Source organism: Streptomyces sp. NBC_00038 (assembly GCF_026343635.1).
Taxonomy (GTDB): Bacteria; Actinomycetota; Actinomycetes; order Streptomycetales; family Streptomycetaceae; genus Streptomyces.
In genome coordinates this window covers 7114930-7140842 of record NZ_JAPELQ010000001.1, presented here as the reverse complement: position 1 = coordinate 7140842, position 25913 = coordinate 7114930, and the positions used below count along the sequence as shown (strand labels likewise).

18 protein-coding genes and 1 pseudogene are annotated in these 25913 nt (G+C 70.9%); 12 read left to right on the top strand and 7 right to left on the bottom strand.

Annotation, left to right across the window (positions count from 1 at the left end):
- Positions 1-67 precede the first annotated feature (67 nt).
- The 6 genes from OG219_RS32445 (at position 68) to OG219_RS32420 (ending at position 6020) form a co-directional block, all read left to right on the top strand.
- Positions 68-841, top strand: a complete 774-nt coding sequence (locus OG219_RS32445; protein WP_266836308.1) for a GNAT family N-acetyltransferase — start codon at positions 68-70, stop codon at positions 839-841.
- A gap of 38 nt (positions 842-879) precedes the next feature.
- On the top strand, positions 880-1587 hold the full coding sequence (locus OG219_RS32440) for a GNAT family N-acetyltransferase (RefSeq protein WP_266832508.1): 708 nt from the start codon (positions 880-882) through the stop codon (positions 1585-1587).
- A gap of 579 nt (positions 1588-2166) precedes the next feature.
- Positions 2167-2877, top strand: coding sequence for an RNA polymerase sigma factor (locus tag OG219_RS32435; protein WP_266832506.1), 711 nt, complete (start codon positions 2167-2169; stop codon positions 2875-2877).
- On the top strand, positions 2849-4285 hold the full coding sequence (locus OG219_RS32430) for a hypothetical protein (protein ID WP_266832504.1): 1437 nt from the start codon (positions 2849-2851) through the stop codon (positions 4283-4285). Before OG219_RS32435 ends, OG219_RS32430 begins: the two co-directional genes overlap by 29 nt.
- On the top strand, positions 4285-5250 hold the full coding sequence (locus OG219_RS32425) for a zf-HC2 domain-containing protein (RefSeq protein WP_266832502.1): 966 nt from the start codon (positions 4285-4287) through the stop codon (positions 5248-5250). The genes OG219_RS32430 and OG219_RS32425 overlap by 1 nt, the downstream gene beginning before the upstream one ends.
- Positions 5247-6020 carry an ATP-binding cassette domain-containing protein gene (locus OG219_RS32420; RefSeq protein WP_266832500.1) on the top strand — a complete coding sequence of 258 codons (774 nt, stop codon included), beginning with the start codon at positions 5247-5249 and terminating at the stop codon, positions 6018-6020. The genes OG219_RS32425 and OG219_RS32420 overlap by 4 nt, the downstream gene beginning before the upstream one ends.
- A gap of 24 nt (positions 6021-6044) precedes the next feature.
- On the opposite strand, the pseudogene OG219_RS32415 reads toward OG219_RS32420, so the two are convergent.
- Positions 6045-6326: pseudogene (locus tag OG219_RS32415) on the bottom strand (rhomboid-like protein); the annotation flags it as partial.
- Positions 6327-6541: 215 nt separating this feature from the next.
- Positions 6542-7192, bottom strand: coding sequence for a TetR/AcrR family transcriptional regulator (locus tag OG219_RS32410; protein ID WP_266832498.1), 651 nt, complete (start codon positions 7190-7192; stop codon positions 6542-6544).
- A 385-nt stretch (positions 7193-7577) separates the two neighbouring features.
- Here OG219_RS32410 and OG219_RS32405 point away from each other — a divergent pair, with 385 nt between their 5' ends.
- The 6 genes from OG219_RS32405 to OG219_RS32380 all read left to right on the top strand — a co-directional run bounded on the left by OG219_RS32405 (position 7578) and on the right by OG219_RS32380 (position 17668).
- The gene (locus OG219_RS32405) at positions 7578-8882 is read left to right on the top strand and encodes an MFS transporter (RefSeq protein WP_266832496.1); all 1305 of its coding nucleotides are present in this window, start codon (positions 7578-7580) and stop codon (positions 8880-8882) included.
- A 43-nt stretch (positions 8883-8925) separates the two neighbouring features.
- The gene (locus OG219_RS32400) at positions 8926-10680 is read left to right on the top strand and encodes a glycoside hydrolase family 3 protein (RefSeq protein WP_266832494.1); all 1755 of its coding nucleotides are present in this window, start codon (positions 8926-8928) and stop codon (positions 10678-10680) included.
- Between the two features lie 126 nt (positions 10681-10806).
- Positions 10807-11484, top strand: a complete 678-nt coding sequence (locus OG219_RS32395; RefSeq protein WP_266832492.1) for a spermidine synthase — start codon at positions 10807-10809, stop codon at positions 11482-11484.
- 113 nt (positions 11485-11597) lie between these two features.
- Positions 11598-12335, top strand: coding sequence for a response regulator transcription factor (locus OG219_RS32390; protein ID WP_266832490.1), 738 nt, complete (start codon positions 11598-11600; stop codon positions 12333-12335).
- 41 nt (positions 12336-12376) lie between these two features.
- Positions 12377-13561, top strand: a complete 1185-nt coding sequence (locus OG219_RS32385; protein WP_266832488.1) for a HAMP domain-containing sensor histidine kinase — start codon at positions 12377-12379, stop codon at positions 13559-13561.
- Positions 13562-13855: 294 nt separating this feature from the next.
- On the top strand, positions 13856-17668 hold the full coding sequence (locus OG219_RS32380; protein ID WP_266832486.1) for a multifunctional oxoglutarate decarboxylase/oxoglutarate dehydrogenase thiamine pyrophosphate-binding subunit/dihydrolipoyllysine-residue succinyltransferase subunit: 3813 nt from the start codon (positions 13856-13858) through the stop codon (positions 17666-17668).
- Positions 17669-17742: 74 nt separating this feature from the next.
- Here OG219_RS32380 and fxsT read toward each other — a convergent pair whose 3' ends face one another.
- The 5 genes from fxsT to OG219_RS32355 form a co-directional block, all read right to left on the bottom strand.
- The gene (gene fxsT / locus OG219_RS32375) at positions 17743-20673 is read right to left on the bottom strand and encodes an FxSxx-COOH system tetratricopeptide repeat protein (protein WP_266836307.1); all 2931 of its coding nucleotides are present in this window, start codon (positions 20671-20673) and stop codon (positions 17743-17745) included.
- A 584-nt stretch (positions 20674-21257) separates the two neighbouring features.
- Positions 21258-22577, bottom strand: a complete 1320-nt coding sequence (locus tag OG219_RS32370) for a CHAT domain-containing protein (protein ID WP_266832484.1) — start codon at positions 22575-22577, stop codon at positions 21258-21260.
- Positions 22567-24489, bottom strand: coding sequence for a magnesium chelatase (locus OG219_RS32365; protein WP_266832482.1), 1923 nt, complete (start codon positions 24487-24489; stop codon positions 22567-22569). Before OG219_RS32365 ends, OG219_RS32370 begins: the two co-directional genes overlap by 11 nt.
- Before the next feature lie 5 nt (positions 24490-24494).
- Positions 24495-25439, bottom strand: a complete 945-nt coding sequence (locus tag OG219_RS32360; RefSeq protein ID WP_266832480.1) for an AAA family ATPase — start codon at positions 25437-25439, stop codon at positions 24495-24497.
- A complete protein-coding gene (locus tag OG219_RS32355; protein ID WP_266832478.1) occupies positions 25436-25855 on the bottom strand; it encodes a CU044_2847 family protein in 420 nt (139 codons plus the stop codon). The genes OG219_RS32360 and OG219_RS32355 overlap by 4 nt, the downstream gene beginning before the upstream one ends.
- Positions 25856-25913 lie beyond the last annotated feature (58 nt).

Here is a 25913-nt window from a genome sequence, read left to right as displayed (position 1 = left end):
GGTCCGTAGCGTCTTCCCGGTGACAGACACGAACACCGACACCCTTCTAGCCGCCTACGACGACCAGATGCGCGGCGCCCCTCCCACCCCTCCCACGGGAGTCACGTACGAACAGGACGGGCCACTGCTGCGGATCGTCGGGCAGTTCCGCGGGCTCGTCAGCGGGCCGCGCGACCTCGGAGTGGGCGGAGCGGAACTCGACCGTCTGATCGCACGGCAGCGGGACTACTTCGCCGGGCGCGGTGAGGCCGTGGAGTGGAAGACTCGGGGACACGATCACCCCGCCGACCTCACCGAACGACTGCGTGCCGCGGGTTTCGTGCCCGAGGAGCGGGAGACGGTGGTCGTCGGACTCGCGGAGGAGATGGCCGTACGGCAGCCGGCCGTGCCGGAGGGTGTCGTCGTGCGGCGGGTCACGGCGGACGTGGACATGTACCGGATCGCCGCGATGGAGTCGGCCGTGTGGGGGGACGACTGGAGCTGGCTCGCCGACGACCTGATCGGCCGGATCGACGCCGCTCCCGACGAGATCGCCGTCTACGTCACCGAGGCCGACGGCGAAGTGGTCTCCGCGGCCTGGCTGGTCTTCCGCGCGGGCACCGAGTTCGCGAGCCTGTGGGGCGGCTCGACGCTGCCCGAGTGGCGGGGCCGGGGCATCTACCGCGCCCTGGTCGCCACCCGCGCCGCCCTCGCCACCGCCCGCGGCGTCCGCTTCCTCCACGTGGACGCCTCCGACGACAGCGCCCCGATCCTGCGGCGCCTGGGCTTCCACGCCGTGACCACGACCACGCCGTATGTGTGGTCTCCCCCGGCGGGCTCGCCACCTGCGGCGCTAAAGTAAGGCCCCATAGTGACATAGAGCTATTACAGGGGGTCCTGGTGGACAAGATCGTACGGGCCTGGGTCGACGGCTGGGTCGTCTCGCGCGGGGCGGCTCCGCCGGTGGTCGAACCGTGGGGATACACGGTCGACGTGGGGCAGGCGGAGCACGTCTCGCGGCACGTTCTCGGGATGACGAACGAGGCGGTCGAGGAGGCGACGGTCCGGAAGATCGCCGACGGAGTGACCGGCGCCGGGGTCTGGCTCAAGGTCTTCGCCGAGCCGTCGACCGTCCGGCCCTGGCTCGGCGAGGGCTGGTGGATCGACCCCGAGCCCGGCTATCTGATGTCGGCGCGGCTCACCGGCGCCACCGAGCGGGCCACTCCGGACGGCCGCGCCTCCGACGGTCACATCCCCCACGCCTCCGTCCCCGAAGGCCACGTCCCCGACGGCTACCGCCTACGCACCTGGTCGCGCGGCGGTGTCACCCGCGTTCTGCTCGCCGCACCCGACGGCTCCTGGGCGGCGCGCGGCCAGATCGCCCCCACGGGCGCGACCGCGGTCGTCGACCAGATCGAGACGGCCCCGCGGCACCGCAGGCGGGGGCTCGGCCGCCTGGTCATGCGCACGCTGACACACGCGGCGGTCACGCAGGGCGCCGTGACCGGCGTACTGGCCGGAACGCCGGACGGGCGGGCACTGTACGAGTCCCTCGGGTGGCGCGTGGAGGCGACGCTGACCAGCGCGAAGTTCACCGGCGGCGCCTGACGCCGGACCACTACCGGCACAGCGCACCGATCCGCCGCACTTCGACGAGTGGCTGAGCCACGACCGTCCGTGGTTCACGTACGTCGCCACGCGGGCGGCGCGCAGCAAGCGAACGCCCCTGAGACGAAGTACGCCGGGACTCAGGTGCCCAAGCGAGCGGGGCGCCCGTCCGTCTACGACGCGACGCGGAACGTCGCAATAAGTCGCGCGCACCGGGGAGCAGTTCGACAACACCCGCGCACTGTTCACGTGCGACCACGGCCTGTTGCGCAAGTCGGTGCGGGATCGCCCGAGTCAGAAGGTGCCGTCCCCCTCCCGCAAGCAACATCCGGACAGGAACGCCCACTTGGCACCCGGAAACACGCACACCCGCCGCCCGCGGCCCGGCGCAGGTGCTCCGTAGGGGGCGCACACCCGCCCATGCCCCCTCCGCACTCCCTCCGCGCTCCCTTTCCCCGTACGGCAGTTGGCGCCGATGCAACCACACGCATCGCCACAGGCGATGTACTGAGCGTGATGACATTGACGGCCGCGCCCGGTGACCGAGCGGCCCGATCGACCGACGACCACCGAGGCCGCATGACCACCTTTCCCGGGTGCCGGTCTTGCACCGACCCACCGCTCAGCCCACCACTCAGCCCACCTCTCGCCCCATCGTCGCCCGAGGAGGACGACCTTCTCTGCGACAGCCACCTCGTCCATGCCATTGCCGACGGCAGCAGGGAGGCGTTCTCCGAACTGTTCTCCCGGCACTCGGGGAGCGTCTTCGCGTATCTGCTCAACCGCGGGTTCCCGGCGCAGACCGCGGAGGACGCCGTTCAGGAGGCGTTCCTCTCCGCCTGGAAGAGCGCTTCCGGGTTCCACGAGGGCAACGCCACCGGCTGGTTGATGCGAATCGCCCACCGCCGGGCCATCGATCTCGAACGCGCCCAGGGGCGACGGCTCGCCCTGGACGACCGCGTCCGGGCCCAGGTGGAGCGGACTGAACCGGTCGCACCCTCGGCGGAGGACTGTCTGCTCGCCTCCTCACCCCGGTACGCGGCCATCGCGGCCGCACTCGCCGGGCTGCCCGAAGCGCAGCGGGAGGTGATCGAGCTGCGCTACCTGCACCGGCTCACCGTCCGCGAGACCGCCGAACGGCTCGGCGTGGCAGAGGGCACGGTAAAGGCGCGGGCCTCACGAGGCTGCGCCCGGCTGCGGGAGTGGCTGCTCTCGCAGGAGGACACGGGGCCGGAGGGAGGTGCCGGGGATGGGGACGCCGATGGAAGGGTTCCTTGTCCGCGCGCGTAGGCGACGGACGGCTCACGCGGGCGGCCGCCGGGCGCGGCCACCCGGCGGTGCGGGGCATCTCCGGGTGCTGCGCACGCGGTTGAGGCGTGGGGTGGGGCCCGTCGGCGGTGCGGTGTTCACGGGTGCGCTGCTCTTTCCGGCCTTCGCCATGTCGTTCGTGCAGTCATGGCAGGGGGACTGGACCTCCACCAGCGAGCTGCTCTCGCTGAGCTTCCTCCTTGGCCTTCCGGTCACCCTGTGTACCTCCAGTTGGCAGGGCGGTACGGAGGCGCGGACGGCGACGCGGTGGACGCACACGTGTGCCGTGCGCGGACCCCTCTCGCGCACCCTGCTCTCCATGGCGCCGTCTCTGCTGTGGACGCTCGGCGGATTCGGCGTCGCGACCGCCGTCATCATGGGAGCGACCTGGCGTAGTGCGACGGGGGGAAGCCCTCCGTACTACCAAGTCGCCTACGAGGCAGCCCTGTTGGTTGCCCTGGTCTGCGTCGCGCATGTCTTGGGCGACCTGATTCCGTTGCGTGCGGCACCGCTCCTCGTCTGTGCCGGAGTCGCCGTGCTCGGGTGGACCTCGCTGAACCTGCAGGCCGAGCGAGTGGAGTCCAGCGGCGTGGCCGCGGTCTTGTCCCCCTTTTGGCTTGGGCATCCCGAACGGCGCTACGCCGGCCCCGGCGTCCCGAAGGACCCATCAGCCGACCTGGCCGATCACCCAGCCACCTGGGTGCACTGGGCGGCCGTCGCGCTTTTCCTGATCGTCGCGGTCCTGGCCATCGCCGTCCACGCCCGGCGGTGGATCGTCTCCGGTCTGATCGCCCTCGCCCTCGCGTCGAACTCCACAGCCCTGCCCGACAGCGACTTCACTCTCCCGTCAGCTCCCCCCATCGCCGTGCGCTGCTCGGCCGACGCTCCCGCCGCGTGTCTCTCCGACGACAGAAAGACCTACCGGCGTCAACTCGACAAGGTGGTACGCCACTTCGCGGGTCGTCTGGCCAGCGTCAATGGGGCACCTAAACGATTCCTGGCGACCGCGGAGACGTGGACCGGATGCACTCGCGACGACGAAGCCGGGGACTGGACCGCCGGGGTCGATCTCTCGGTGGGCGAGGGCGAGAGCTTCACGGAGCTCGCCCGACACATCGCGGACCCCGGCTGCCGCGCGGGCGGCTTCTACGACCGGGCGCGGGACACCGACCTCATCCACGCGGTCACCGACTGGCTGCTTCCGCCCAAGTACCTCAACAAGCACCACGGCTACCACCGCTACCCCGCCGCCCGCGTGGACCCGCTCGTCGACCGCCTGACCGCCCTCCCCCACCCCACCCGCGCCGCCTGGCTCACCGAATACCTCTCCGCCGTCCGAAGCGGCGGCCATATCCCCGACCTCCCGCCGACGACGAAGGCAGCAGCCTGATGACCGACCACTCACCCCCCATCCGGGACCTCCCCCGCCTCCGGCCGGCCCCCCGCACCGACGACCGCCACCTCCCCACGTCCTGGGTGGCCGACTACGCGCGCGGAGAACTCGCCGTCGATCTCCTCGCGCACGCCGAAGCCCACCTCGGCAGCTGCCGTCCCTGCGGCGAGGCCGTCAACTCCGCCGTGCGGCAGGGTCCTTACGGCGCCCGCCTGGACGCGCTGCACGGCTCGCTGCTGGACAGACTGGGCGGACCGCCGCCGGGAGACCCGCCCGCGCGATCACCTCGCGGGTGGTCCTGGCGGCCGCCGTGGCTGTCCGCGGTGCACGGGCTGCGCCTGCCCTGGCTGCTCGCGGTCGTCGCCGTGTGCGGGGCCGGGACATGGCTGGCCCACGTCGACCAGTCCCCACAAGCGCTACCTGGACTGTTGCTGCTGGCGCCGCTGCTGCCGCTGCTGTGCGTGGCGGCGAGCTACGGCGGCAGGGCCGACCCGTTCGCGGAGGTGACCCGCACGACGCCCGCCGGGGGTCTGCGGCTGCTGCTGATCAGGACCGGCCAGGTACTCCTGCTGTGCGTGCCCCTGCTCACGGTGGCCACCTTCACGCTGTCCCGGATGCAGCCGACACGCGGCACGCCGCTCGATGTGAGCGCGGCCGGGTGGCTGTTGCCCTGTCTGACACTCACGCTGACGACCCTGCTCGTCAGCTCCTACCTCGGCAGTCGGCTGGCGGCCCTGCTGACCAGCGGCGGCTGGCTGCTGGCCGCGGCCACGCTGGCCCACCTCAGCAACGAGAAACACGCGGTGGAAAATCTCGACGCCGGGGAGCTCACCGAAGCGCTGAACCATCTCCTCGGCGACTCCCGTCAGGCGATCTGGGCGGTCACGGCCACGGTGGTCGCCGAACTGCTGGTGCTGCGCCGGCACGCCTTCAGCCGCCCGGGCACCCGAGGAACCCGATGAACCCTCCGAACCCCCCGAGCCGCCCGAACCACGCGGGCCCCGCGAACGCCTCGCACCCGGCGATTCACGCCGACGGTCTCTCCGTACGGCGTCGGCGCAACCTCATCCTGGATGGCGTCGGCCTCCGCCTCGGACCCGGCGTCCACGGCCTGCTGGGCCCCAACGGGGCGGGGAAATCCACCTTGTTGCGCGTCTTCGCCACGGCGTCCACCACGACCGAGGGCACCGTGACCCTGCTGGATCGGGACCCCCGTATCCCGGCGCAGCGTCTGGAGATCCGCCGCCGACTCGGCTACCTGCCGCAGGAGTTCGGCGTGTTCCGCGGCTACACGGTCCGCGAGTTCCTCTCGTACGCCGCCTGGCTGCGCGAGATGCCGGGCCGCCGGATTCCCGCCGCCGTGGAGGAGGCCGCCGAGGCGGTCGGACTCACCGACCGCCTCGGCGCCAAGCTCCGCACCCTCTCCGGCGGAATGAAGCAACGCGTCGGCATCGCGCAGGCGATCGTCAACTCGCCGTCCCTGCTGCTGCTCGACGAGCCGACGGCCGGGCTCGACCCGCGGCAGCGCGCCGACTTCCACGACCTGGTCCGGCGGCTGGGGCGTACCGCTTGCGTCGTCGTCTCGACCCATCTCATGGAGGACGTGGAGGGTGCGTGCGACGACGTCACCGTGCTGTCGGGAGGCCGGGTCACCTTCGAGGGGTCGCTCGGCGCGCTGACCGCCGCGGGCGGCTACGGGGCCGTGGTTCCCAGGCGGGACGCCGTCCCGTGACCGCCCCCGCGCATCGGCGCCCCTCCGCCGCACCAACGGCCAAGCCGCGACCCCGATGGCCAGGGACATCACATGCCCCCAGTTCGTCATCGCGACCAGGTCGGCGACGAGCATCCCGCCCGCTATCCACACTGCGCTGGCGATGAGCACCAGCACCGGGGCCCGTACGAGGTGTGCGACGTCCGTGCTGGACGCCTGGTGCAGCGCGTGTACGAGTGAGGGGTCCGCGTACTCCGCGAGCAGCGAGGTGACGACGAGGACCGCCGCGTATCCGAAGGTGAAGGGGGTGGGGAGCAGTCGCCAGGGGTGTATCGCCCCCCGCGGGGAACCGGCGGCGGGGTGACGCGCTCGCGCTCGGCGAAGGAGCCGCGTCGCTGCCGCGACACTCCGTCCAGCAGCGGCGCATCGACGCCGTCCACGACAGCCGGCGCCTCAGTGACAGGGGCCCCGGTCGCCACGACCCCAGCCCGCTCGGCCCCTCTCCCTCTCCCTATGACCGGCGCCACGCGAACGGCGTCGCGTCAGGCCGGTTCGGCGGGCAGCCCCGCGCCGGAGGAGGTGATCGAGCGCAGCAGCCGGTCCAGATACGTCCGCAGGCGGGCGCCCATGTCGACGCCCTGGGGGTCGAGGGCCCACTGCAGCTGGATGCCGTCCATGACCGCGGCGAACTCCTGGGCCAGCGCCACCCCGTCGGTGCCGGGCTTCAGTTCGCCGGTCCCGACGGCCTGGTGGATCGCGTCCGAGGTGAGCTCGACGAGCTCGGCGTACCGCTTCACGAAGAACGCGTGGGCGGGGTGCCCCGGATCGCCCGCCTCGGCGAGCAGGACGTTGAACATCTTGGTACGGCCGGGGCGCCTGCTGTTGTACTCGGCGAGTTCCACCAGCGCCGCGAAGAACTCGGCGGCCGAGTGGGCCTCGACGGCGAAGTACTTCTCGGCGTCGTGCTCCTCGCTGCGCCGCAGTACCGAGACGAGCAGGTCCTCCTTGCTGCGGAAGTGGTGCAGCAGCCCGCCCTGGGTGATGCCGACGTCCTTCGCGATCCGGGCCAGGGAGGAGGCGTGGAAGCCCCATTGCGCGAAGTGCTCGACGGCGGCGTCGAGGATGCGCAGCCGGCGTTCGTCGCCCACTGCGTACGTGCCCCGAGCGGAGGCCGGGGCCTTGCCTTCCGACACCGCAGGTCCCTTCTCTCCCGGCACCGCAGACCCCTTCGCCTCCGGCACCGCACGCCCCTTCGACCTCTGGCTCGGGCTCGACCTCGACCCCTGACCCTGGCTGGACCCCTGGCCCGGCCTCGACCCCTGGCTCTTGCTGGCCCCCTGGCCAGACCCCTGGCTCGGCCTCTGGTTCTGCACCATGCCCGCCACCATAGCCGCCGCACAGACTGCCGCTCCGCCCGTCCCTGACCGCCGGTTACACGTGCCACCAACCTCTTAATTCAAGCCACGTGCAGCGTGATTCTGGCCACACGAGAAAAACCTACTACCCACTCGGTTTTGATGTTTCCCTATGGGCGCCGGTGCGGCAAAGAAGCCGCCCTCGTCCCCATGGAGAGCCGCCATGGCCGTCACTCCCGACGCCTCGCTCGGTGCCCGCTCGCCCGAGTTCCCCTCGCAGGACGCGCCTTCCCCCGAGGCCCCCGCGAACGCCCCCGCCAAGCTGGTCGCCGCCCTCGCCCTCGCCCAGTTCGGCGCCTACCTCGCCGTCCTCACCCCCGTGATGGTGACCCTCGCCCTGCGGGTCAGCCAGATCGTGCCGGAGGCGGACCGCGGCGCAGCCCTCAGCCAGGTGCTGTCCGTCGGCGCGCTGCTCGCGATGCTCGGCAACCCGGTCTTCGGAGCCCTCTCCGACCGCACCACCAGCCGTTTCGGCCGCCGCCGCCCCTGGCTGATCGGCGGCATGGCCGCCGGGATCGCCGGCCTCCTGGTGGTGGCGCTCGGCGGCAGCGTGCTGACGCTGATGCTCGGCTGGGCGCTCGCGCAGCTCGGCATCAACGCCGCTCTGGCCGCGCTGACCTCCTGCGTCCCGGACCTGATCCCGCCGCGCCAGCAGGCCCGGGTCTCCGCGATCTGCGGCATCACGACATCGCTGTCGATGATCGGGGGCTCGGCGCTGGCCCAGGCGTTCAGCGGCTCGATGGCCCTCGCCTTCCTGGTCCCCGGCGTCATCGGCCTCGCCGCCGTCGCCACCCTAGCCGCCGTGATGAAGGACCGCCCGGCCCGTGCCGGCGCCTTCGAGCCTTACAGCGCCAAGGAGTTCCTGCGCAGCTTCTGGGTCGACCCGCGCAGGCACCCTGACTTCGCGTGGAACTTCGCCGGCCGCTTCCTCGTCTACACCGGCGCCGCCTGCGTCACCAGCTACCAGGTGTACTTCCTGATGGACCGCCTCGGTTACGACGACGACCAGGTCACCGGCAAGGTCCTCGTCGGCACCCTCGTCATGGTCGCCGCCACCGCGGTGGGCTCGCTCCTCGGCGGCCAGCTCTCCGACAGGTCCGGCCGCCGCAAGCCGTACGTGCTCGGCGCCTCACTCGTCATGGCCGTCAGTCTGGCGATGATCGCCTCCGCCGAGTCCTTCGGGATGTACGTCGCCGCCCTGGTCGTCTTCGGTGTCGGCAACGGCCTCTATCTCTCTGTCGACATGGCGCTCGCCGCCGCGATCCTCCCGAATCCCGACGAGTCCGCCAAGGACATGGGCGTCCTCAACATCGGCAACGCCCTCCCCCAGTCCCTCGTCCCCATCGTCGCCCCGGGCCTCCTCGCGATCGGCGGCGGCAGCGGCAACTACGGCGCGCTGTTCCTGTTCGGCGCGGTCGCCGCCATGCTGGGCGCCTTCGCCGTCCAGTTCATCCGCTCGGTCAAGTAAGTCAGTCCCTCCAGAAATCCCTACGTACGCAAGGCAGATGAGGATGACGACCCCCACGTACCGCGATCCGAACCGGCCCGTCGACGAGCGCGTCGAGGACCTCCTGAACCGCATGACCCTGGAGGAGAAGGCGGGCCAGCTCTTCCACGCGATGCTGACGATGAACCCGGACGGGACCCTCGTCACCGACACGACGGCCAACCCGTTCGTCGACCACAGCACCACCGACCTGGTCGAGGGCCTGCGCCTGAGCCACTTCAACCTGCTCGGCCAGCACGGCGTGCGGGAGACGGCCGAGTGGGTCAACCGGCTCCAGGAGCTGGCCGCGAACACCCGCCTGGGTATCCCGGTCACCCTGTCCACCGACCCGCGCCACGCCTTCACCGACAACCCGGGCGCCTCCTTCAACTCCGGCGCCTTCTCGGCCTGGCCCGAGCCGCTGGGCCTGGCCGCGATCGGCGACCCGGAGCTGGTGGAGAAGTTCGGCGACACCGTACGCCGCGAGTATCTGGCGGTGGGTTTCCGGGTCGCGCTGCACCCGCAGATCGACCTGGCCACCGAGCCGCGCTGGTCCCGCCAGTCCGGCACCTTCGGCTCGTCCGCCGACACCACGAGCGAGCTCGTACGAGCGTACGTACGCGGTCTGCAGGGCCCGGTCCTCGGTCCCGAGTCCGTCGCCGCCATGGTCAAGCACTTCCCCGGCGGCGGCCCGCAGAAGGACGGCGAGGACCCGCACTTCGCGCACGGCAAGGAGCAGGTCTACCCGGGCGGGCTGCGGGACTACCACCTGGCGCCCTTCAAGGCGGCCGTCGAGGCCGGGTGCTCGCAGATGATGCCGTACTACGGCCAGCCCGTCGGCACGGACTGGGAGGAGGTCGGCTTCGGCTTCAACCGCGACGTCCTGACCGGCCTGTTGCGCGAGCGTCTCGGCTTCCAGGGCGTCATCTGCACCGACTGGGGACTGCTCAGCGACGCGTCGATCCTCGGCGAGATGTTCCCGGCCCGCGCCTGGGGCGTCGAGCACCTGACCGTCGCCGAGCGCGCGGCGAAGGCGCTGGACGCGGGCTCCGACCAGTTCGGCGGCGAGCAGTGCCCCGAGGTGATCGTGGAGCTGGTCCGCTCGGGCCGGATCACCGAGGCACGTATAGACGAGTCGGTACGTCGACTTATGCGCGAGAAGTTCGTGCTCGGCCTCTTCGAGAACCCCTACGTCGACCCCGACCGGGCCGAGGAAGTCGTCGGCGCACGTGAGTTCTCCGCGCTCGGCGAGGCCGCCCAGCGTCGCTCGCTCACCGTCCTGACCAACCGCTCCCTGCTGCCGCTGACCGGCCGCCCCGACCTGTATGTGCAGGGCGTCTCCGAGCAGGTGGCCTCCGCGTACGGCAATGTCGTCGCCGACCCCGTCGACGCGGACCTCGCGATCCTGCGCCTGCGCACCCCGCACGAGCAGCGGCCCGGCGTCTTCGAGTCCTTCTTCCACTCCGGCTCGCTCGCCTTCCCGCAGGACGAACTGAAGGACATCCTCCGACTCCTGGACACGACGCCCACGTTGGTGTGCGTCAACCTCGAACGGCCCGCCGTCCTCCCCGAGATGGCCGAGAAGGCGGCCGCATTGGTCGCCGACTTCGGCGCGAGCGACACGGCACTCCTCGACGTCGCCTTCGGACGCGCCCGTGCCGAGGGCCGGCTCCCCTTCGAACTCCCCCGCTCGATGGCGGCGGTTGAGGCGTCCCGCCCCGACGTGCCCAACGACACCGAGGACCCGGTGTTCGCGTACGGGCACGGGCTGGAGCTCTAGGGCCGCTCGCCCCCAGGACCGCGGGGCGCCTGATTCCGCCCCGCGACACCCGGGGCCCGGACCGTGGGGGGCCGGGCCCCGGGTAATTCGGCTGCCCGTCCTGGCGGAACTGCCAGGATGGGAGCCATGACTGCCTCGTACGACATCCCCGTGGTCATCGACCGTCGCGAAGGCCCGTACGGCGAGGTCGTGCTGCGGCGCCACGGTTCGCTGTTGCAGATCATCTCCAACGGGTGCTTTCTGATGGACACTTCCGACGGCCGCTCCGAGCGGCTGCTCGTCGACGCCGCGTACGGCGCGCTGGACGGGCGGGCGGAGCCGAGTGTGCTGATCGGCGGCCTCGGCGTCGGGTTCTCGCTGGCACACGCGGCCGCGGATCCGCGCTGGGGGCGCATCACCGTCGTGGAGCGCGAACCCGCGGTCATCGACTGGCACCTGGGCGGACCACTGGCCGCGCTGTCCGCCGAGGCGCTCGCCGACCCCCGTACGGAGATCGTCCAAGCTGATCTGCTCGCCTACGTCAATGAGATCTGCGACACATACGACGCGCTGTGCCTGGACATCGACAACGGGCCCGCCTGGACGGTCACTGAGGGCAACGAAAGCCTCTACTCGGAGGCCGGAATCGCAAGCTGCGCAAGGGTGTTGAGGCCCGGCGGGGTACTCGCGGTATGGTCGGCGCAACCCTCTCCGGAATTTGAAGGAACCCTCCGGAATGCCGGGTTCAAGCGGGTGCGTACCGAAGAGATCCCGGTTGCCCGGGGCGTTCCGGACGTCGTACATCTCGCTGTCGGGCCTGGATAGCCGAGGCATGGTGACTGCCCGTACTCTGCTCACCTGACGCGGATCATTCAAGCGTCAGGCGCAGTCATGGGATCACCCCACGGATTCCGGAAAGCACACCTCAGGGGCGGGCGATGGAGCAGACACACACCTCCCACAACGGCGCGGCGGCGACGCCCGGCGCTCAACGACGGGTCCTGGTCGTCGAGGACGACCCGACGATCGTCGACGCCATCGCGGCACGTCTGCGTGCCGAGGGATTCCTGGTGCAAACCGCGGGCGACGGCCCTGCCGCCGTCGACACCGCCGAGGCCTGGCAGCCCGATCTGCTGATCCTCGACATCATGCTGCCCGGCTTCGACGGGCTGGAGGTCTGCCGCCGCGTGCAGGCCCAGCGCCCGGTGCCGGTGCTGATGCTCACCGCGCGCGACGACGAGACCGACATGCTGGTCGGTCTGGGCGTCGGCGCCGACGACTACATGACGAAACCGTTCTCCATGCGCGAGCTGGCCGCCCGCGTGCATGTCCTGCTGCGCCGGGTGGAGCGTGCCGTCGTGGCCGCCTCGACGCCCCGCAGCGGGATCCTCAGGCTCGGCGAGCTGGAGATCGACCACGCGCAGCGCCGGGTTCGGGTGCGCTCGGAGGACGTGCATCTCACGCCCACCGAGTTCGACCTCCTGGTGTGCCTCGCGAACACCCCGCGGGCCGTACTCTCGCGTGAGCAGCTGCTCGCCGAGGTCTGGGACTGGGCGGACGCGTCCGGGACGCGGACCGTGGACAGCCACATCAAGGCACTGCGCCGGAAGATCGGCGCCGAGCGGATCCGTACGGTCCACGGCGTGGGCTATGCCCTGGAGACCCCGACTCCCTGAGCCGGGGCTCTGCCGGGATCTTCATTTTGGGGGCTGATGTGATGAAGGGGTTCGGGGAGCGCGACGCCGCAAGACCCGGGTTCGGGAAGCGCGAGGTCACGGGACCCGGGTTCGGGGAGCAGCGGAGCGCGAACCCGGGATTCGGCGAGCACCCGAGCCCCTGGAGTGGTCTGCGGCCCTTCTCGATCAAGACCAAACTGGGTGCGCTGGTCGTCATCTCGGTGCTGATCACCACCGGTCTGTCGATGATCGCGGTGCACACCAAGACGGAGCTCCGCTTCATCACGGTCTTCTCGATGATCGCCACACTGCTGATTACGCAGTTCGTGGCCCATTCGCTCACGGCCCCGCTCGACGAGATGAACGCCGTCGCCCGGTCCATCTCGCACGGCGACTACACGCGCCGCGTGCGCGACGACCGCCGGGACGAGCTGGGCGACCTGGCCCTGACGATCAACCTGATGGCCGACGAGCTGGAGGCCCAGGACCGCCAGCGCAAGGAACTCGTGGCGAACGTCTCCCACGAGCTCCGTACCCCCATCGCGGGGCTCCGCGCGGTCCTGGAGAACGTCGTGGACGGCGTCTCCGCCGCCGACCCCGAGACCATGCGGACGGCTCTGAAGCAGACGGAGCGTCTCGGACGGCTCGTGGAGACGCTGCTCGACCTGTCCAGGCTGGACAACGGCGTCGTACCACTGCGCCAGCGCCGCTTCGAGGTGTGGCCGTACCTGTCCGGCGTCCTGAAGGAGGCCAACATGGTCTCCTCGGCGCGCGCGGGCATCGCCTCGGGCTCCGGCAGCCACACGCGCACGGACGTCCATCTGCACCTGGACGTGTCCCCGCCCGAGCTGACCGCGCACGCGGACCCCGAGCGGATCCACCAGGTCGTCGCCAACCTCATCGACAACGCGGTCAAGCACAGCCCGCCGCACGGCCGGGTGACCGTCAAGGCCAGACGGGGCGACCACCCGGAGTCCCTCGCCCTGGAGATCCTGGACGAGGGGCCCGGCATTCCGAAGTCGGAGTGGCACCGCGTCTTCGAGCGGTTCAACCGCGGCGGGGTCCCCTCACCGCACGGTCCGGGCAGCGACGGCGGTACGGGTCTCGGCCTGGCCATCGCCCGCTGGGCCGTCGACCTGCACGGCGGCCGCATCGGTGTGGCCGAATCCCAGCGGGGCTGCCGGATCCAGGTCGTCCTTCCGGGTCTTCCATATCTGCCAAGTTGACGTAAAGTTCGAACCGGAGCCACAAGATCCACCGGCGTCCGTCACCGACGGACGCGTGTGATCAGGCAGAGGTCCGCGTGAGTCGTGCCGCGGCCTAGGATCCGCGTGTCCGGGCGTGCCCATTCCAGACCGGAACCACGCTTGTTTCCCGCCATTTCCACCCCCGAAACACACTTTCCGGTGTGACTTACACGACGATGCACCGGCCCGGCCTGAACTTCCCGGCCAGGGGGGCGTAGCCTTGATTCCCGCTGTCCATCACCTTGTGAGAAGCGGAAGAGGGCGGTTGCCGCCGTGTCGCCACAGTCCCCCAGTAACTCGAGCATCTCGACCGAAGAGCAGGCCGCCGGGAAGAACCCGGCAGCAGCGTTCGGCCCCAATGAGTGGCTCGTCGACGAGATCTATCAGCAGTACCTCCAGGACCCGAATTCGGTAGACCGAGCCTGGTGGGACTTCTTCGCCGACTACAAGCCGGGCGCCGCTGTCGCCTCGGCTCCGGCGGGTACTGCGGCCGCGGGGGCCGCAGCAACCACTGCAGCGGCTCCGGCCGCTCCCGCAGCGCCTGCGGCTCCCGCCCAGGCGGCTCCGCCGGCTCCGGCCGTTCCGGCGCCCGCTCCGGCGGCTGCTCCGGCGCCGGCGCCCGTGAAGCCCGCCGCCGCTGCTCCGGCCCCGGTGAAGGCCGCTCCGGCCGCCGCCAAGCCGGCCGCCGCGACGGCCGCGCCCGCGACCCAGGCTCCGGCCGGTCCCGAGTACGTGACGCTGCGCGGCCCCGCCGCCGCGGTCGCGAAGAACATGAACGCCTCGGTCGAGGTGCCCACGGCCACGTCCGTGCGCGCCGTCCCGGTGAAGCTGCTCTTCGACAACCGCATCGTCATCAACAACCACCTGAAGCGCGCCCGGGGCGGGAAGATCTCCTTCACCCACCTCATCGGCTACGCGATGGTGCAGGCCATCAAGGCCATGCCGTCGATGAACTACTCCTTCACGGAGAAGGACGGCAAGCCGACCCTGGTCAAGCCGGAGCACGTCAACTTCGGCCTCGCCATCGACCTGGTGAAGCCCAACGGCGACCGCCAGCTGGTCGTCGCGGGCATCAAGAAGGCCGAGACGCTGAACTTCTTCGAGTTCTGGCAGGCCTACGAGGACATCGTCCGCCGCGCCCGCGACGGCAAGCTGACGATGGACGACTTCACCGGTGTCACGGTCTCGCTGACCAACCCCGGCGGCCTCGGCACCGTCCACTCGGTCCCGCGTCTGATGCCCGGACAGTCGGTCATCATGGGCGTCGGCTCCATGGACTACCCGGCGGAGTTCCAGGGCACCTCCCAGGACACCCTGAACAAGCTCGGCATCTCGAAGGTCATGACGCTCACGTCGACCTACGACCACCGGGTCATCCAGGGCGCCGCCTCCGGCGAGTTCCTGCGGATCGTCGCCAACCTCCTCCTCGGCGAGAACGGCTTCTTCGACGAGGTCTTCGAGGCCCTGCGCATCCCCTACGAGCCGGTCCGCTGGCTCAAGGACATCGACGCCTCGCACGACGACGACGTCACGAAGGCCGCCCGCGTCTTCGAGCTGATCCACTCCTACCGGGTCCGCGGCCACGTCATGGCCGACACCGACCCGCTGGAGTACCGCCAGCGCAAGCACCCCGACCTGGACATCACCGAGCACGGGCTCACCCTCTGGGACCTGGAGCGCGAGTTCGCGGTCGGCGGCTTCGCCGGCAAGTCCCTGATGAAGCTGCGCGACATCCTCGGCGTGCTGCGCGACTCGTACTGCCGCACCACCGGCGTCGAGTTCATGCACATCCAGGACCCGAAGCAGCGCAAGTGGATCCAGGACCGCATCGAGCGCTCGCACTCCAAGCCGGAGCGTGAGGAGCAGCTGCGGATCCTGCGCCGGCTGAACGCGGCGGAGGCCTTCGAGACCTTCCTGCAGACGAAGTACGTCGGCCAGAAGCGCTTCTCCCTTGAGGGCGGCGAGTCCGTCATCCCGCTGCTCGACGCGGTCATCGACTCGGCCGCCGAGTCGCGCCTCGACGAGGTCGTCATCGGCATGGCCCACCGCGGCCGGCTGAACGTCCTGGCGAACATCGTCGGCAAGTCGTACGCGCAGATCTTCCGCGAGTTCGAGGGCAACCTCGACCCGAAGTCGATGCACGGCTCCGGCGACGTGAAGTACCACCTGGGCGCCGACGGCACCTTCACCGGTCTCGACGGCGAGCAGATCAAGGTCTCCCTTGCCGCGAACCCGTCCCACCTGGAGACGGTCGACCCGATCATCGAGGGCATCGCCCGCGCCAAGCAGGACATCATCAACAAGGGCGGCACGGACTTCACGGTCCTGCCCGTCGCCCTGCACGGTGACGCAGCCTTCGCGGGCCAGGGTGTGGTCGCCGAGACGCTCAACATGTCGCAGCTGCGCGGCTACCGCACGGGCGGCACGGTCCACATCGTCATCAACAACCAGGTCGGCTTCACCGCCGCCCCGGAGTCGTCGCGCTCCTCCATGTACGCCACGGACGTGGCCCGCATGATCGAGGCGCCGATCTTCCACGTGAACGGCGACGACCCCGAGGCCGTCGTCCGCGTCGCCCGCCTGGCCTTCGAGTTCCGCCAGGCGTTCAACAAGGACGTCGTCATCGACCTGATCTGCTACCGCCGTCGGGGCCACAACGAGTCCGACAACCCGGCGTTCACGCAGCCCCTGATGTACGACCTGATCGACAAGAAGCGCTCGGTGCGCAAGCTGTACACCGAGTCCCTCATCGGTCGCGGCGACATCACCCTGGAAGAGGCCGAGCAGGCCCTGCAGGACTTCCAGGGCCAGCTGGAGAAGGTCTTCACCGAGGTCCGCGAGGCCATCTCGCAGGCGCCCGAGGCTCATGTCCCGGAGGCTCAGCCCGAGTTCCCGGTGGCCGTGACGACCGCGATCTCCCAGGAGGTCGTGAAGCGCATCGCCGAGTCCCAGGTCAACATCCCCGACCACGTCACCGTCCACCCGCGCCTGCTCCCGCAGTTGCAGCGCCGGGCGGCGATGATCGAGGACGCCACGATCGACTGGGGCATGGGCGAGACGCTCGCCATCGGCTCGCTGCTCCTCGAAGGCACCCCTGTCCGCCTCTCCGGCCAGGACTCCCGCCGCGGCACCTTCGGCCAGCGCCACGCGGTGCTGATCGACCGGGTCACCGGCGAGGACTTCACCCCGCTCCAGTACCTCTCGGACGACCAGGCGCGCTACAACGTCTACGACTCCCTGCTCTCCGAGTACGCGGTCATGGGCTTCGAGTACGGCTACTCGCTGGCCCGTCCCGAGTCCCTGGTGATGTGGGAGGCGCAGTTCGGCGACTTCGTCAACGGCGCGCAGACGGTCGTCGACGAGTACATCTCGGCGGCGGAGCAGAAGTGGGGCCAGACGTCCGGCGTCACCCTGCTCCTCCCGCACGGCTACGAGGGCCAGGGCCCGGACCACTCCTCGGCCCGCATCGAGCGCTTCCTCCAGCTGTGCGCCCAGAACAACATGACGGTCGCCCAGCCGACGCTCCCGTCGAACTACTTCCACCTCCTGCGGTGGCAGGTGCACAACCCGCACCACAAGCCACTGGTGGTCTTCACCCCGAAGTCGATGCTGCGCCTCAAGGCCGCCGCGTCGAAGGCGGAGGAGTTCACCACGGGCGGCTTCCGCCCCGTCATCGGCGACGACACCGTCGACGCCGCGGCGGTCCGCAAGGTCGTCTTCTGCGCCGGCAAGCTCTACTACGACCTCGAGGCCGAGCGTAAGAAGCGCGGCAGCACGGACACGGCCATCATCCGCATCGAGCGCCTGTACCCCCTCCCGGGTGCCGAGCTCCAGGCGGAGATCGCCAAGTACCCGAACGCCGAGAAGTACCTGTGGGCCCAGGAAGAACCGGCGAACCAGGGCGCCTGGCCCTTCATCGCCCTCAACCTGATCGACCACCTGGACCTCGCGGTCGGCGCCGACATCCCGCACGGCGAGCGCCTGCGCCGCATCTCCCGCCCGGCCGGCTCGTCGCCCGCCGTGGGGTCGGCGAAGCGGCACCAGGCGGAGCAGGAGCAGTTGGTTCGGGAGGTGTTCGAGGCGTAGGTCTCGGGCGCGGTTCTGTACTACGGCGGAGGCCCGGTTCCCTTTCGAGGGGCCGGGCCTCCGGCGTGTGTGGATCACGTGGTCAGGGGTTCGAAGTCCCAGTGGGGGCGGTTGCGAGACCGGGCCGAGACGGTGTGGACGTGCCGGGCGCCCAGTGTGGCCGCCAGGTCGGCCAGCGCCTCCTCCTCGGTCTTCGCGGCCTGTTGACGGTCTCTCAGTGCGCGGAGGTCCGCGGCGAGGGCGACGCGGGCGGACAGCGTCAGCGGATGGGTGCGGCCCAGTGTGTCGGTGGCGCGGGCAACCGTGTCGCGGGCGAGCGCGGCGGCCGACTCGGGATCGCCGACGAGGTTGCGCAGCGCGGCGGCGTTGATGGCACAGCCCAGAGTCCAGGGGTGGTTCCCGCCCACTGCCGCGGTCATGTCGGCGAGGGCCCGGTCGGCAAGGGCGTGCGCCTGGTCCCGCTCTCCGACGTCGCGCAGGACCAGGGCGTGGTTGGCCCGGACGCCGGCCGCGTAGGGGTGCGCCTCGCCCAGCAGCCGCTCGTAGCGGGCGACGACGGACTCACCGATCTCGCGGGCCTCGTCGATGTCGCCGTGCTCGCGGGCGAAGCAGCCGTTGCCGACCGCGAACATCAGCGTGCGGGGATCGTGCTCGCCGAGCACACGTTCACCTCGTGCGAGGACCCCTGCGAACTGCGCGTGCGCCGCCTCGTATTCGCCGGCCTGGTAGCGGCACTGTGCCAGGTTGTACTCGGCGTGGAGGGTCTGCGGATGGTCACGGCCAAGGACCAGGCCGTGCAGCCGGGTGCTTGCCTTCTGAAGCGATTCGGCCTCCGCGTAGCGGCCCAGCAGGCGCAGGTCGGTCGCGAAGAAGATCTCCGAGTAGAGCGTCCAGACCTCACGGTGGCCCAGGATCCGGCGACGGTCTTCGAGCGTTCGCCGGTCGATGTCGAGGGCTTCCTCGTAGCGGCCGAGCAGCCGCAGCGAGACGGCCATGTTGTTGCAGGCCGCCAGGGTGCGGCGATCCTCCTCGCCGAGGAGTTCCGTATAGCCGGCCAAGACCTCCTGGGAGAGAGCCAGTGCCTCCTCGTGGCGGGCGAGCGCCCGCAGGTCGGCGGCGAGGCTGCCCGCGGCGCGCAGATACCCGGGATGCCCGGGGCCGTGCACGTCGCGTTGCTGCTCGAGCGCGGCCCGGCTGACGGCCTCGCTGTGCCGGTAGTCGCCGCAGGCCCGGAGCAGGTTGGCGTAGTGATGGCCGAGATCCCACACGAGTTCGTCGTGGGTACCCAGGAGTTCCTGCCAGACGGGCACTGCTCGTTCTGCGAACCGGACGCCCGCACCGTACTCGCCCGAGAGGTACATGTACCGGAGGCAGTTGAGAACCAGTGCGCGGACGGCCGGGTCGGTGCTCCGCAGCACGTCCGCGTACTTCAGGTGCGGGACGATCTCGGCGTACCGGTGCCACACCCTGGTGTCGGCGGGTGTGCCGGGGTCGGCGGCGGCCAGGGCCCGGCGGACCACGTCGATGAAGACGCGGCGGTCCTCGTCGGGCATGTCCTTGCGGACGATCTGGTGGACCATGCGGTGCAGGTAGAGGATTTCGACCGCGGCCTCCCCCTGGTGGGCCTCCGAGCGCACCACGGAGTACTGGCGCAGTAGGTGCAGCGCCCTGTTCCACTGCGCCGGATCCGTGAGCAGCCCGGCCAGACGCTCCGGCAGTCCGTCGGTCGGCGTCTCTCTGAGCAGGTGTACGGGGATGGAGCCGGGCGCGAAGAAGGTGCACAGGCGCAACAGGTCGACGGACTCCGGGACGGTGTCCTGGAGTTTGTTCAGCAGGATCGACCAGGCGGTCCGGAAGGCGATCGGGAAGTCGGCGGACACCTTGACGATTTCCTCGTCGATGCCGTCTTCGAGAAGGGTGATGTAGTCCCGCACTGACAGGTCGGAGTCGTTCAGCCACCCCGCGGTCTGATCCAACAGCAAGGGCAGGTCCTCCAGCGCTTCGGCCAGCAGGTCGGCCTCGGCCTCGGTGACGCGGGGCGCCCTGCGGCGGATGAAGGCCACCGACTCCGCTCGCTCGTAGAACGACACCTCGAGCAGCCTGCTGTTGTGCTCACTCCACTCCTGGTTGCGGGAGGTGATCAGCACGTGGCCGGGCCCGATCGGGACGAGGTCCCAGATCTGGTCCGGCTCGTCCGCGCCGTCCAGGACCAGCAGCCAACGGAAGTACGGATCACCGCGCCGCAACGAGTCCCGTACGGCACGCAGCCGCTCGCCGTACTCCACGCCCGTCGTCAGCCCCAGCTCCGAGGCCAGCTCGGCAAGTCCGCGCCGGTAGGTGACCCGCTTCTCGGCGGCCACCCACCACACCACGTCGTACTCGGAACCGAACCGGTACACGTACTCGGCCGCGAGCTGCGTCTTGCCCATACCCGACATGCCGTGCAGCGTCACCACGCCCGCGCCCGGCTCGGCGCCCTGCAGCAGGTGGTAGATGTCGTTCAGCAGCGGCTCGCGGCCCGTGAAGCGGATGTTGCGGCGCGGCACACCACCCCACACCTCCGGCTTCGCCGGTGGGAAGCGCGGACCCCGGGGAGCACCGGCAGCGGGTTCCGGCAGGTGGTCGGCGGGCAGACCCAGGCGGTCCAGGAGTCGCCGCTCCGCCTCGTCGGCGCCGATGTCGGTCAGATCGGCAGCGGCGAGGGTGGCGACAGCGGACGGAAGGGCCGACGACGTCACCACCACGGCCGCGAAACGCTCGGCGTTGGGGGGAACGACCTCGTTCAGGGCCGCGTTCCATTCGGTGTGGGTCCATCGTGCGTCGATGTACCAGTCGCTGATGACCAGCAGCACGGGTCCGGGCGCCAGGAGGAGATCGCGCAGCGATTCGGTCAGCCGGACACCGTCCGGCAGATCCCAGCGCTGGTACACGACGCGATGACCGCGCCGCTCCAGGCGGTCCCCGATCCAGGCCGCCCAGGCTCGGTTGAAGCCGGCGAAGCTGATCGTGAGGGTCTGCCTGCCCGTCCGGGCCGGGGGGCGCGCCTCGACCCGCTCCGGAGGGCTCCCGTGGTACGGCTCCTCCGGGACCGGCGCCCGCTCGGGGCGTCCCGGTGTCCGCGAAGAAGGCGTCGGTGGAATCGGCAGCCATGTCTCCGAGGAGGCCCGTTCCCGTACCACCGCCGCCAGTCTCGCCGCAGGCGCCCGCCCCGGCTCGCGCTCGCGGATCTCGGAACGCAGCTCGGCCTTGCGGACGGGCACACCCCACTCGTTGCTGACGGTCAGCCACAGCGCGGCGGTTCCCGTCTGTCTGCCGGTCGACACGCGGAAGCGGGCTGCCCCGTAGGTACCGCCGAAGCGGTGCAGAACGACGCTCGGTTCGTCGAGGGCCGTGCACACGAAGTGCGGGGCCCCGTCGAGCGCGACGGTGAAGGTGAACTCCTCGTCCGGATAGGGCCAGGCGGGCGAGGTGTCGCCTTCGGCGGGGAGCGGGCCACGCAGGTCGACGGTGACGAGATAGTCGCAGTCCGTCTCGGCCTGCCGCGGCCAGGCGACGACGGGCTCGATCAGCAGGGGTCGCTCGTCGCCGTTCACCACGCATCCCCTCCCCAGGCGCTCCACTGGTCTCCCGCCGTGAGCCGGAGCGTGGTGAGCGGATGCCCGTAGTAGTGGAACATGAAGGCGTACAGGAGCCGTAGAACCCGTTTCTGGCCGAGCAGGTCGACCTGACCGTCATCGTTGCGCGTGTTCGGGATGGCCGCCAGGGAGCCGAACTCCTCGACGGCGCGGGCCCGGAAGGAGCGCAGGGTTTCCGATACCGGGCTCTGCGGGTGGCTCGCCATCTCGCGGACCAGGCGTCGTACCAGGATGCGGGCCTCCGCGTCACCGACCTCGCCCGAGGTGACGATGCAGCCTCCGGCCCCCTTGCGCAGGAAGAGTTCGGCGAAGCCGCGCAGCGCCTGTTCACCCTGTCCGCTGTTGTCGACGAAGCGCCCGGAGTGGCATGCGTTGAGGCAGACCAGGGAACCGTCCGCGCGCAGGACGTGCATGCTCTCGGCGTTGAACTCGGCCCAGGTCCGCTCGCCGAGCGAGAGATGCGAGACGCTGTCGCCGAAGGTGCCGTGGCAGCCCATGTAGACGAGACCGGTGCGGTTGACGGGGGTGTCGAGTGCCTCCAGGAAGGGCGTCATCTCCAAGTGCAGATGGTGCGCGTAGGGCGCGAACACGCCACCGTCGTCGGCCATGTCCTTGTGGAGGTAGCCGAGGACCCGGCCCCGGCAGTCGCCTTTCTCGCGCGGCAGGTCCTGGCGGGTGTCGTGCACGGTCGTCCAGCGGGCCATGCGGATCAGAGCACCCAACAGCCCGCTCTCCAGGCCGTGTTGAGCCGCCTCGGGCACCCAGAACAGCTCCCAGGGAAGTTCGTATCCGGTTTCGTCCCACACCAGGAGGCGCAGCTCGTCACCGTGCCGGGCGCGAATCCGGTTGATCCAGTGGGCCAGTTCCTCCTGGTTGCCGGACCACAGCCGGATCCCGCGCAGGATCTCGGAGGGGTACGCGCCGCCCTTGCGCCGCGCGTTCGCGAGGCCGACGGCGGGCGCGTTGACGCGGGTGGGTCCGGCCGAGCACGTCACTGCGAGGTTGCCGCACCGGCCGACCAGCTTGTAGGCGTTCTGGACGCCGGGTTCCTCGGCACGCAGGACCTGGAGGACGGCGAATCCGTCGTCCAGGCGGTCGTAGGGCCGGGCCGTCCCCCCGCCGATACCGGAAGGCGGCTCGTGCGGGTGGCTCAGATGGAGCGCGGAGGCGCGTTCGCGGCGGGCCGCGACCTTCAGTCCGGGCAGGCCGGCACGGCGCATCATGGAGCCGGCCCCCGTCAGCCAGCGCGCCCCGCGCTGCGACTCATCGGTCACGGGTGCCGCCTCCCCCGTCGCCGTCGGTTCCCCTGCGCTCGGCGGAACGCCCTTCGATCACGGTGCCGCCGAGTGTCTCGGCCAGGGCGAAGGGCAGGTCTCCGTACGGCTGCCGGGCCGCGTCGACGACGGCGACGTGCACCCGTGTCCTGTCCATGGCGCTGACGTGCGCCGCGGCCTTGAAGGTGTCCTCGATGCCCTCGGCGCCCACCGGACCGCCGATCTGTCCGGTGTGGCTGGCTCGCAGCGGTACGTTGCCGCGGCCGTCGGTGACGACGACCATCCAGGCCTCCACCAGGCCGTTCCCGTGCTGCTGGAAGGCCTGGCGCAGTGCCAGCCCGGCCTGCTCGATGCCGTGTGCGAGCGGAGTGGCACGGCCCGGGGGCCGGTACAACGCGGCGAGGACGCGGCGATGGTTGACGCCCCGGGCGACGAAGACCTCGGCCCTCAGTTCGTCGGCCGCCTCCGCGCTGCCGACCTCGATCAGGTGGGCCGCCGCCCGTTCGGTGTACGCCCACTGCAGGAAGGGCGTGAGGGCGTCCTGCCAGTCCCAGTCGCCCCGGCAGGTGTGGTCGAGCACCAGCACGAGCAGGCGCTCCGCGGTTCCGGCACGGACGTTGCGGTGCAGGTCGTCGGAGAGGATCGTGAACCGCCCGAAGGGACGGACGCGTTGGTGTACGGCGGCCTCGCGCGCGGTGCGTACGAAGGCGAGGTCGTGCAGGTCCCTGACCCGTCGTGTCCCGACGACGACACCGCGCGTCGAGGCCGGTCCCGCCGTGCGCTGCCAGGGGCTGCGCAGCGGCGCGAAGTCGCCCGGTCCTTCCGCCTCGTCCTCGGGGTAGGGGGTGGCGAGTGCGGCGGGGCCCCCACCGGAGTCGCTGCCGATTCCCTCGGCGGGCTCGGTCTCCAGCAGCGGCCGGCCGGGCGCAGGGCGTCGCCGCTCGTCCTGGCCGGCCCGGCTCGGAGCGATAAGGCTGTCCTCCGGTCCGGGGCCGGGCCGCGGAGTGGGCTGCGGAGAGCCGGTCGGGCCGGAGCCGGGCTCGACGGGCTGCGCTGCGGCCGAGTTCTGCAGGCCCATGAGCCAGGCAGCCTCGTCGCTGTGCCGGGCCGTGGCCCTGCGCTCGCCGTGCAGCGTGGCGAGGGTGCGCGCCAGCCGCGCCAGCGCGAGCTCCCGGCGGACGCTCGTGTCCGGGCCGAGGAGTTCCCGTACGCGGACGATGGCCTCGTCGGTGACCGTGGCGGCCGGGGCACCGCGCCCCGAGGCTGCCACGGCGGCGGCGGTGAGCCAGGCGGGCGGCACCGTGTCGAGGAGCCGGTCTGCCGGTGGCAGGCGCAGGCCGGCGGCGGGCAGCCGGATGGCGAACCGGTCCAGCAGATGGGCGCTGAGCCTGCCCGCGTCGGCCGAGGGGCAGGCGGCCAGCCAGCGCGCTCGGGGCCTGTCCCGATGGCGCAGCCCGGCCTGCTCGACCACGGCGACGTCGGCGCCCAGGAGTTGGACGGCCGCGCGCATTCCGGCGACGCTCAGCCTGGTCAGGTCCGGCACCACTATCAGGGGCGGTGGCCCGGTGAGACCGTCCGCCTGGATGAGTGGTCCGAGCCGTAGCCGGAAGGAGATGCCGTCGGGTGCCTGGCTCAGCTCCGGTTGGGTCCACAGGTCTTCGTCACGGCTGGCCGCTCCCAGCACCACCGGAGCGGCGGCCTGCTTTCCGGGGCCCGTCAGGATCTGGGTGAAGACCTGTGCCACCCTGGCGATCAGTTCCGGTTCCAGGTCGAAGAGCAGCACACCGGGCAGGGCCCGGTCGACGGCGGCGCAGACGAGGGCGCGGACCAGCCGCCGCGCGAGGCCGTCCGGTTCCTCGGGCGCGGCGTTGGCGGCGCGTCGGTCGGGGCCGCTCAGCGGGTCGATGGGCATGCGGCTCAGCCGGCGTCGAAGAGATCCTTGAGCCGGGCCTGGTCGCCCTGCCCCCATTCGAAGGTCCCGCCGTGGGCCGAGTCCGGCCGGCGGTGCCGCAGTGCCAGTGGCAGCACGCGCCACAGATGACCGGGCTCCACCTGTTCCGCGCCGTCGAGTGCGGCGAGCGCGCGGGCCGCCAGGACGGCGACGATCTCGCCCCGTTGTCCGATGGCGTGCACCCGTGCGGCCGCCTCCGCGCACAGCCGGAAGACGTCGTCGGGGACCTGGGTCCGCGACACCCGGTCCCGGGCACTCTCCAGCCGGGCGCGGATCGCGGCGTTGTCCCGCTCGGCCTCGCTCAGCCAGTCGGACTCCTCCTTGCCGACCTCGTCCTCGAAATCCATCACCGTACGGATCATCCGGTGGCGGTCGCCGGTGTCCAGGTGGCCGGCGATGACCATGAGCCCGAACCGGTCGAGCAACTGTGGCCGCAGCCCTCCCTCTTCGGGGTTCATCGTGCCCACGAGGCCGAACGAGACCTGCTTTGCGTTGGCGAGGCCCTCCCGTTGCACGGACAGCATGCCCGTCGAGACGACGTCGAGAATGATGTTGACGAGGTGGTCGTCCAGGAGGTTCACCTCATCGACGTAGAGCAGGCCCTTGTGGTCCGCCTCCTCCAGAAGTCCCGGTTGCAGGCGGACCTCGCCGCGCATCAGCGCGTCGAGTTCCCAGCCGCCGAGGACCCGGTCGTCGGTCGCGTTGATGGGCAGCGTGACGGGCAGTTCGGCGTGGACCATGAGAGCGAAGGCCCGTACGAGCGTGGACTTGGCGGTGCCGCGCGCCCCCGTCATCAGCACACCGCCGATCCGGGGCGCCACATGGTTGAGCTCCAGCGCCAGCTTCAGGTCGTCCTGCGCGACGACACGGCTGTACGGAAGGATGCGCACATCCCTCGCCTCACGGCTCACGAGACGGCCCCCTCCGGGCTCCGCGCCGGGCTGTCGGGCGCACCGTCCGGCGCAGTGGAGGTCTGCCACTTGAAGGTGATCTGAAGCTGCGCCTCCGCCCCGCTCTTGACGAGCGCCGCCACCCCGGCGTCGACCTTGATGGAGAGCTGCAGCTCGATCTCGTCGGGCCTCAGATGTTCTTCGAGCTCCCCGAATCTCCGTACGGCCTGTGCGGCGCACCGGCGCGCCAGGTCCAGTCCCTCGCCGTAGACGTCCCTGGCGACCTCGACCACGCGCCGGGCGGATCCCGCCCTGGTCGCCTCGTCGCCGTAGACGAGGTCGAGATCGTCGGTGGCGGCCGGGTGGAGGTCCGTGTCGACCTCGACGGGGATGGGTCCGTCCGCTCCCGCCGGGACGGGCCCCACTAAGATCACCACGGGTCCCCCTGAATCAACTCTCCTGCTGGGTAAGGCTGTTGAGAGTATTGAGTCATTC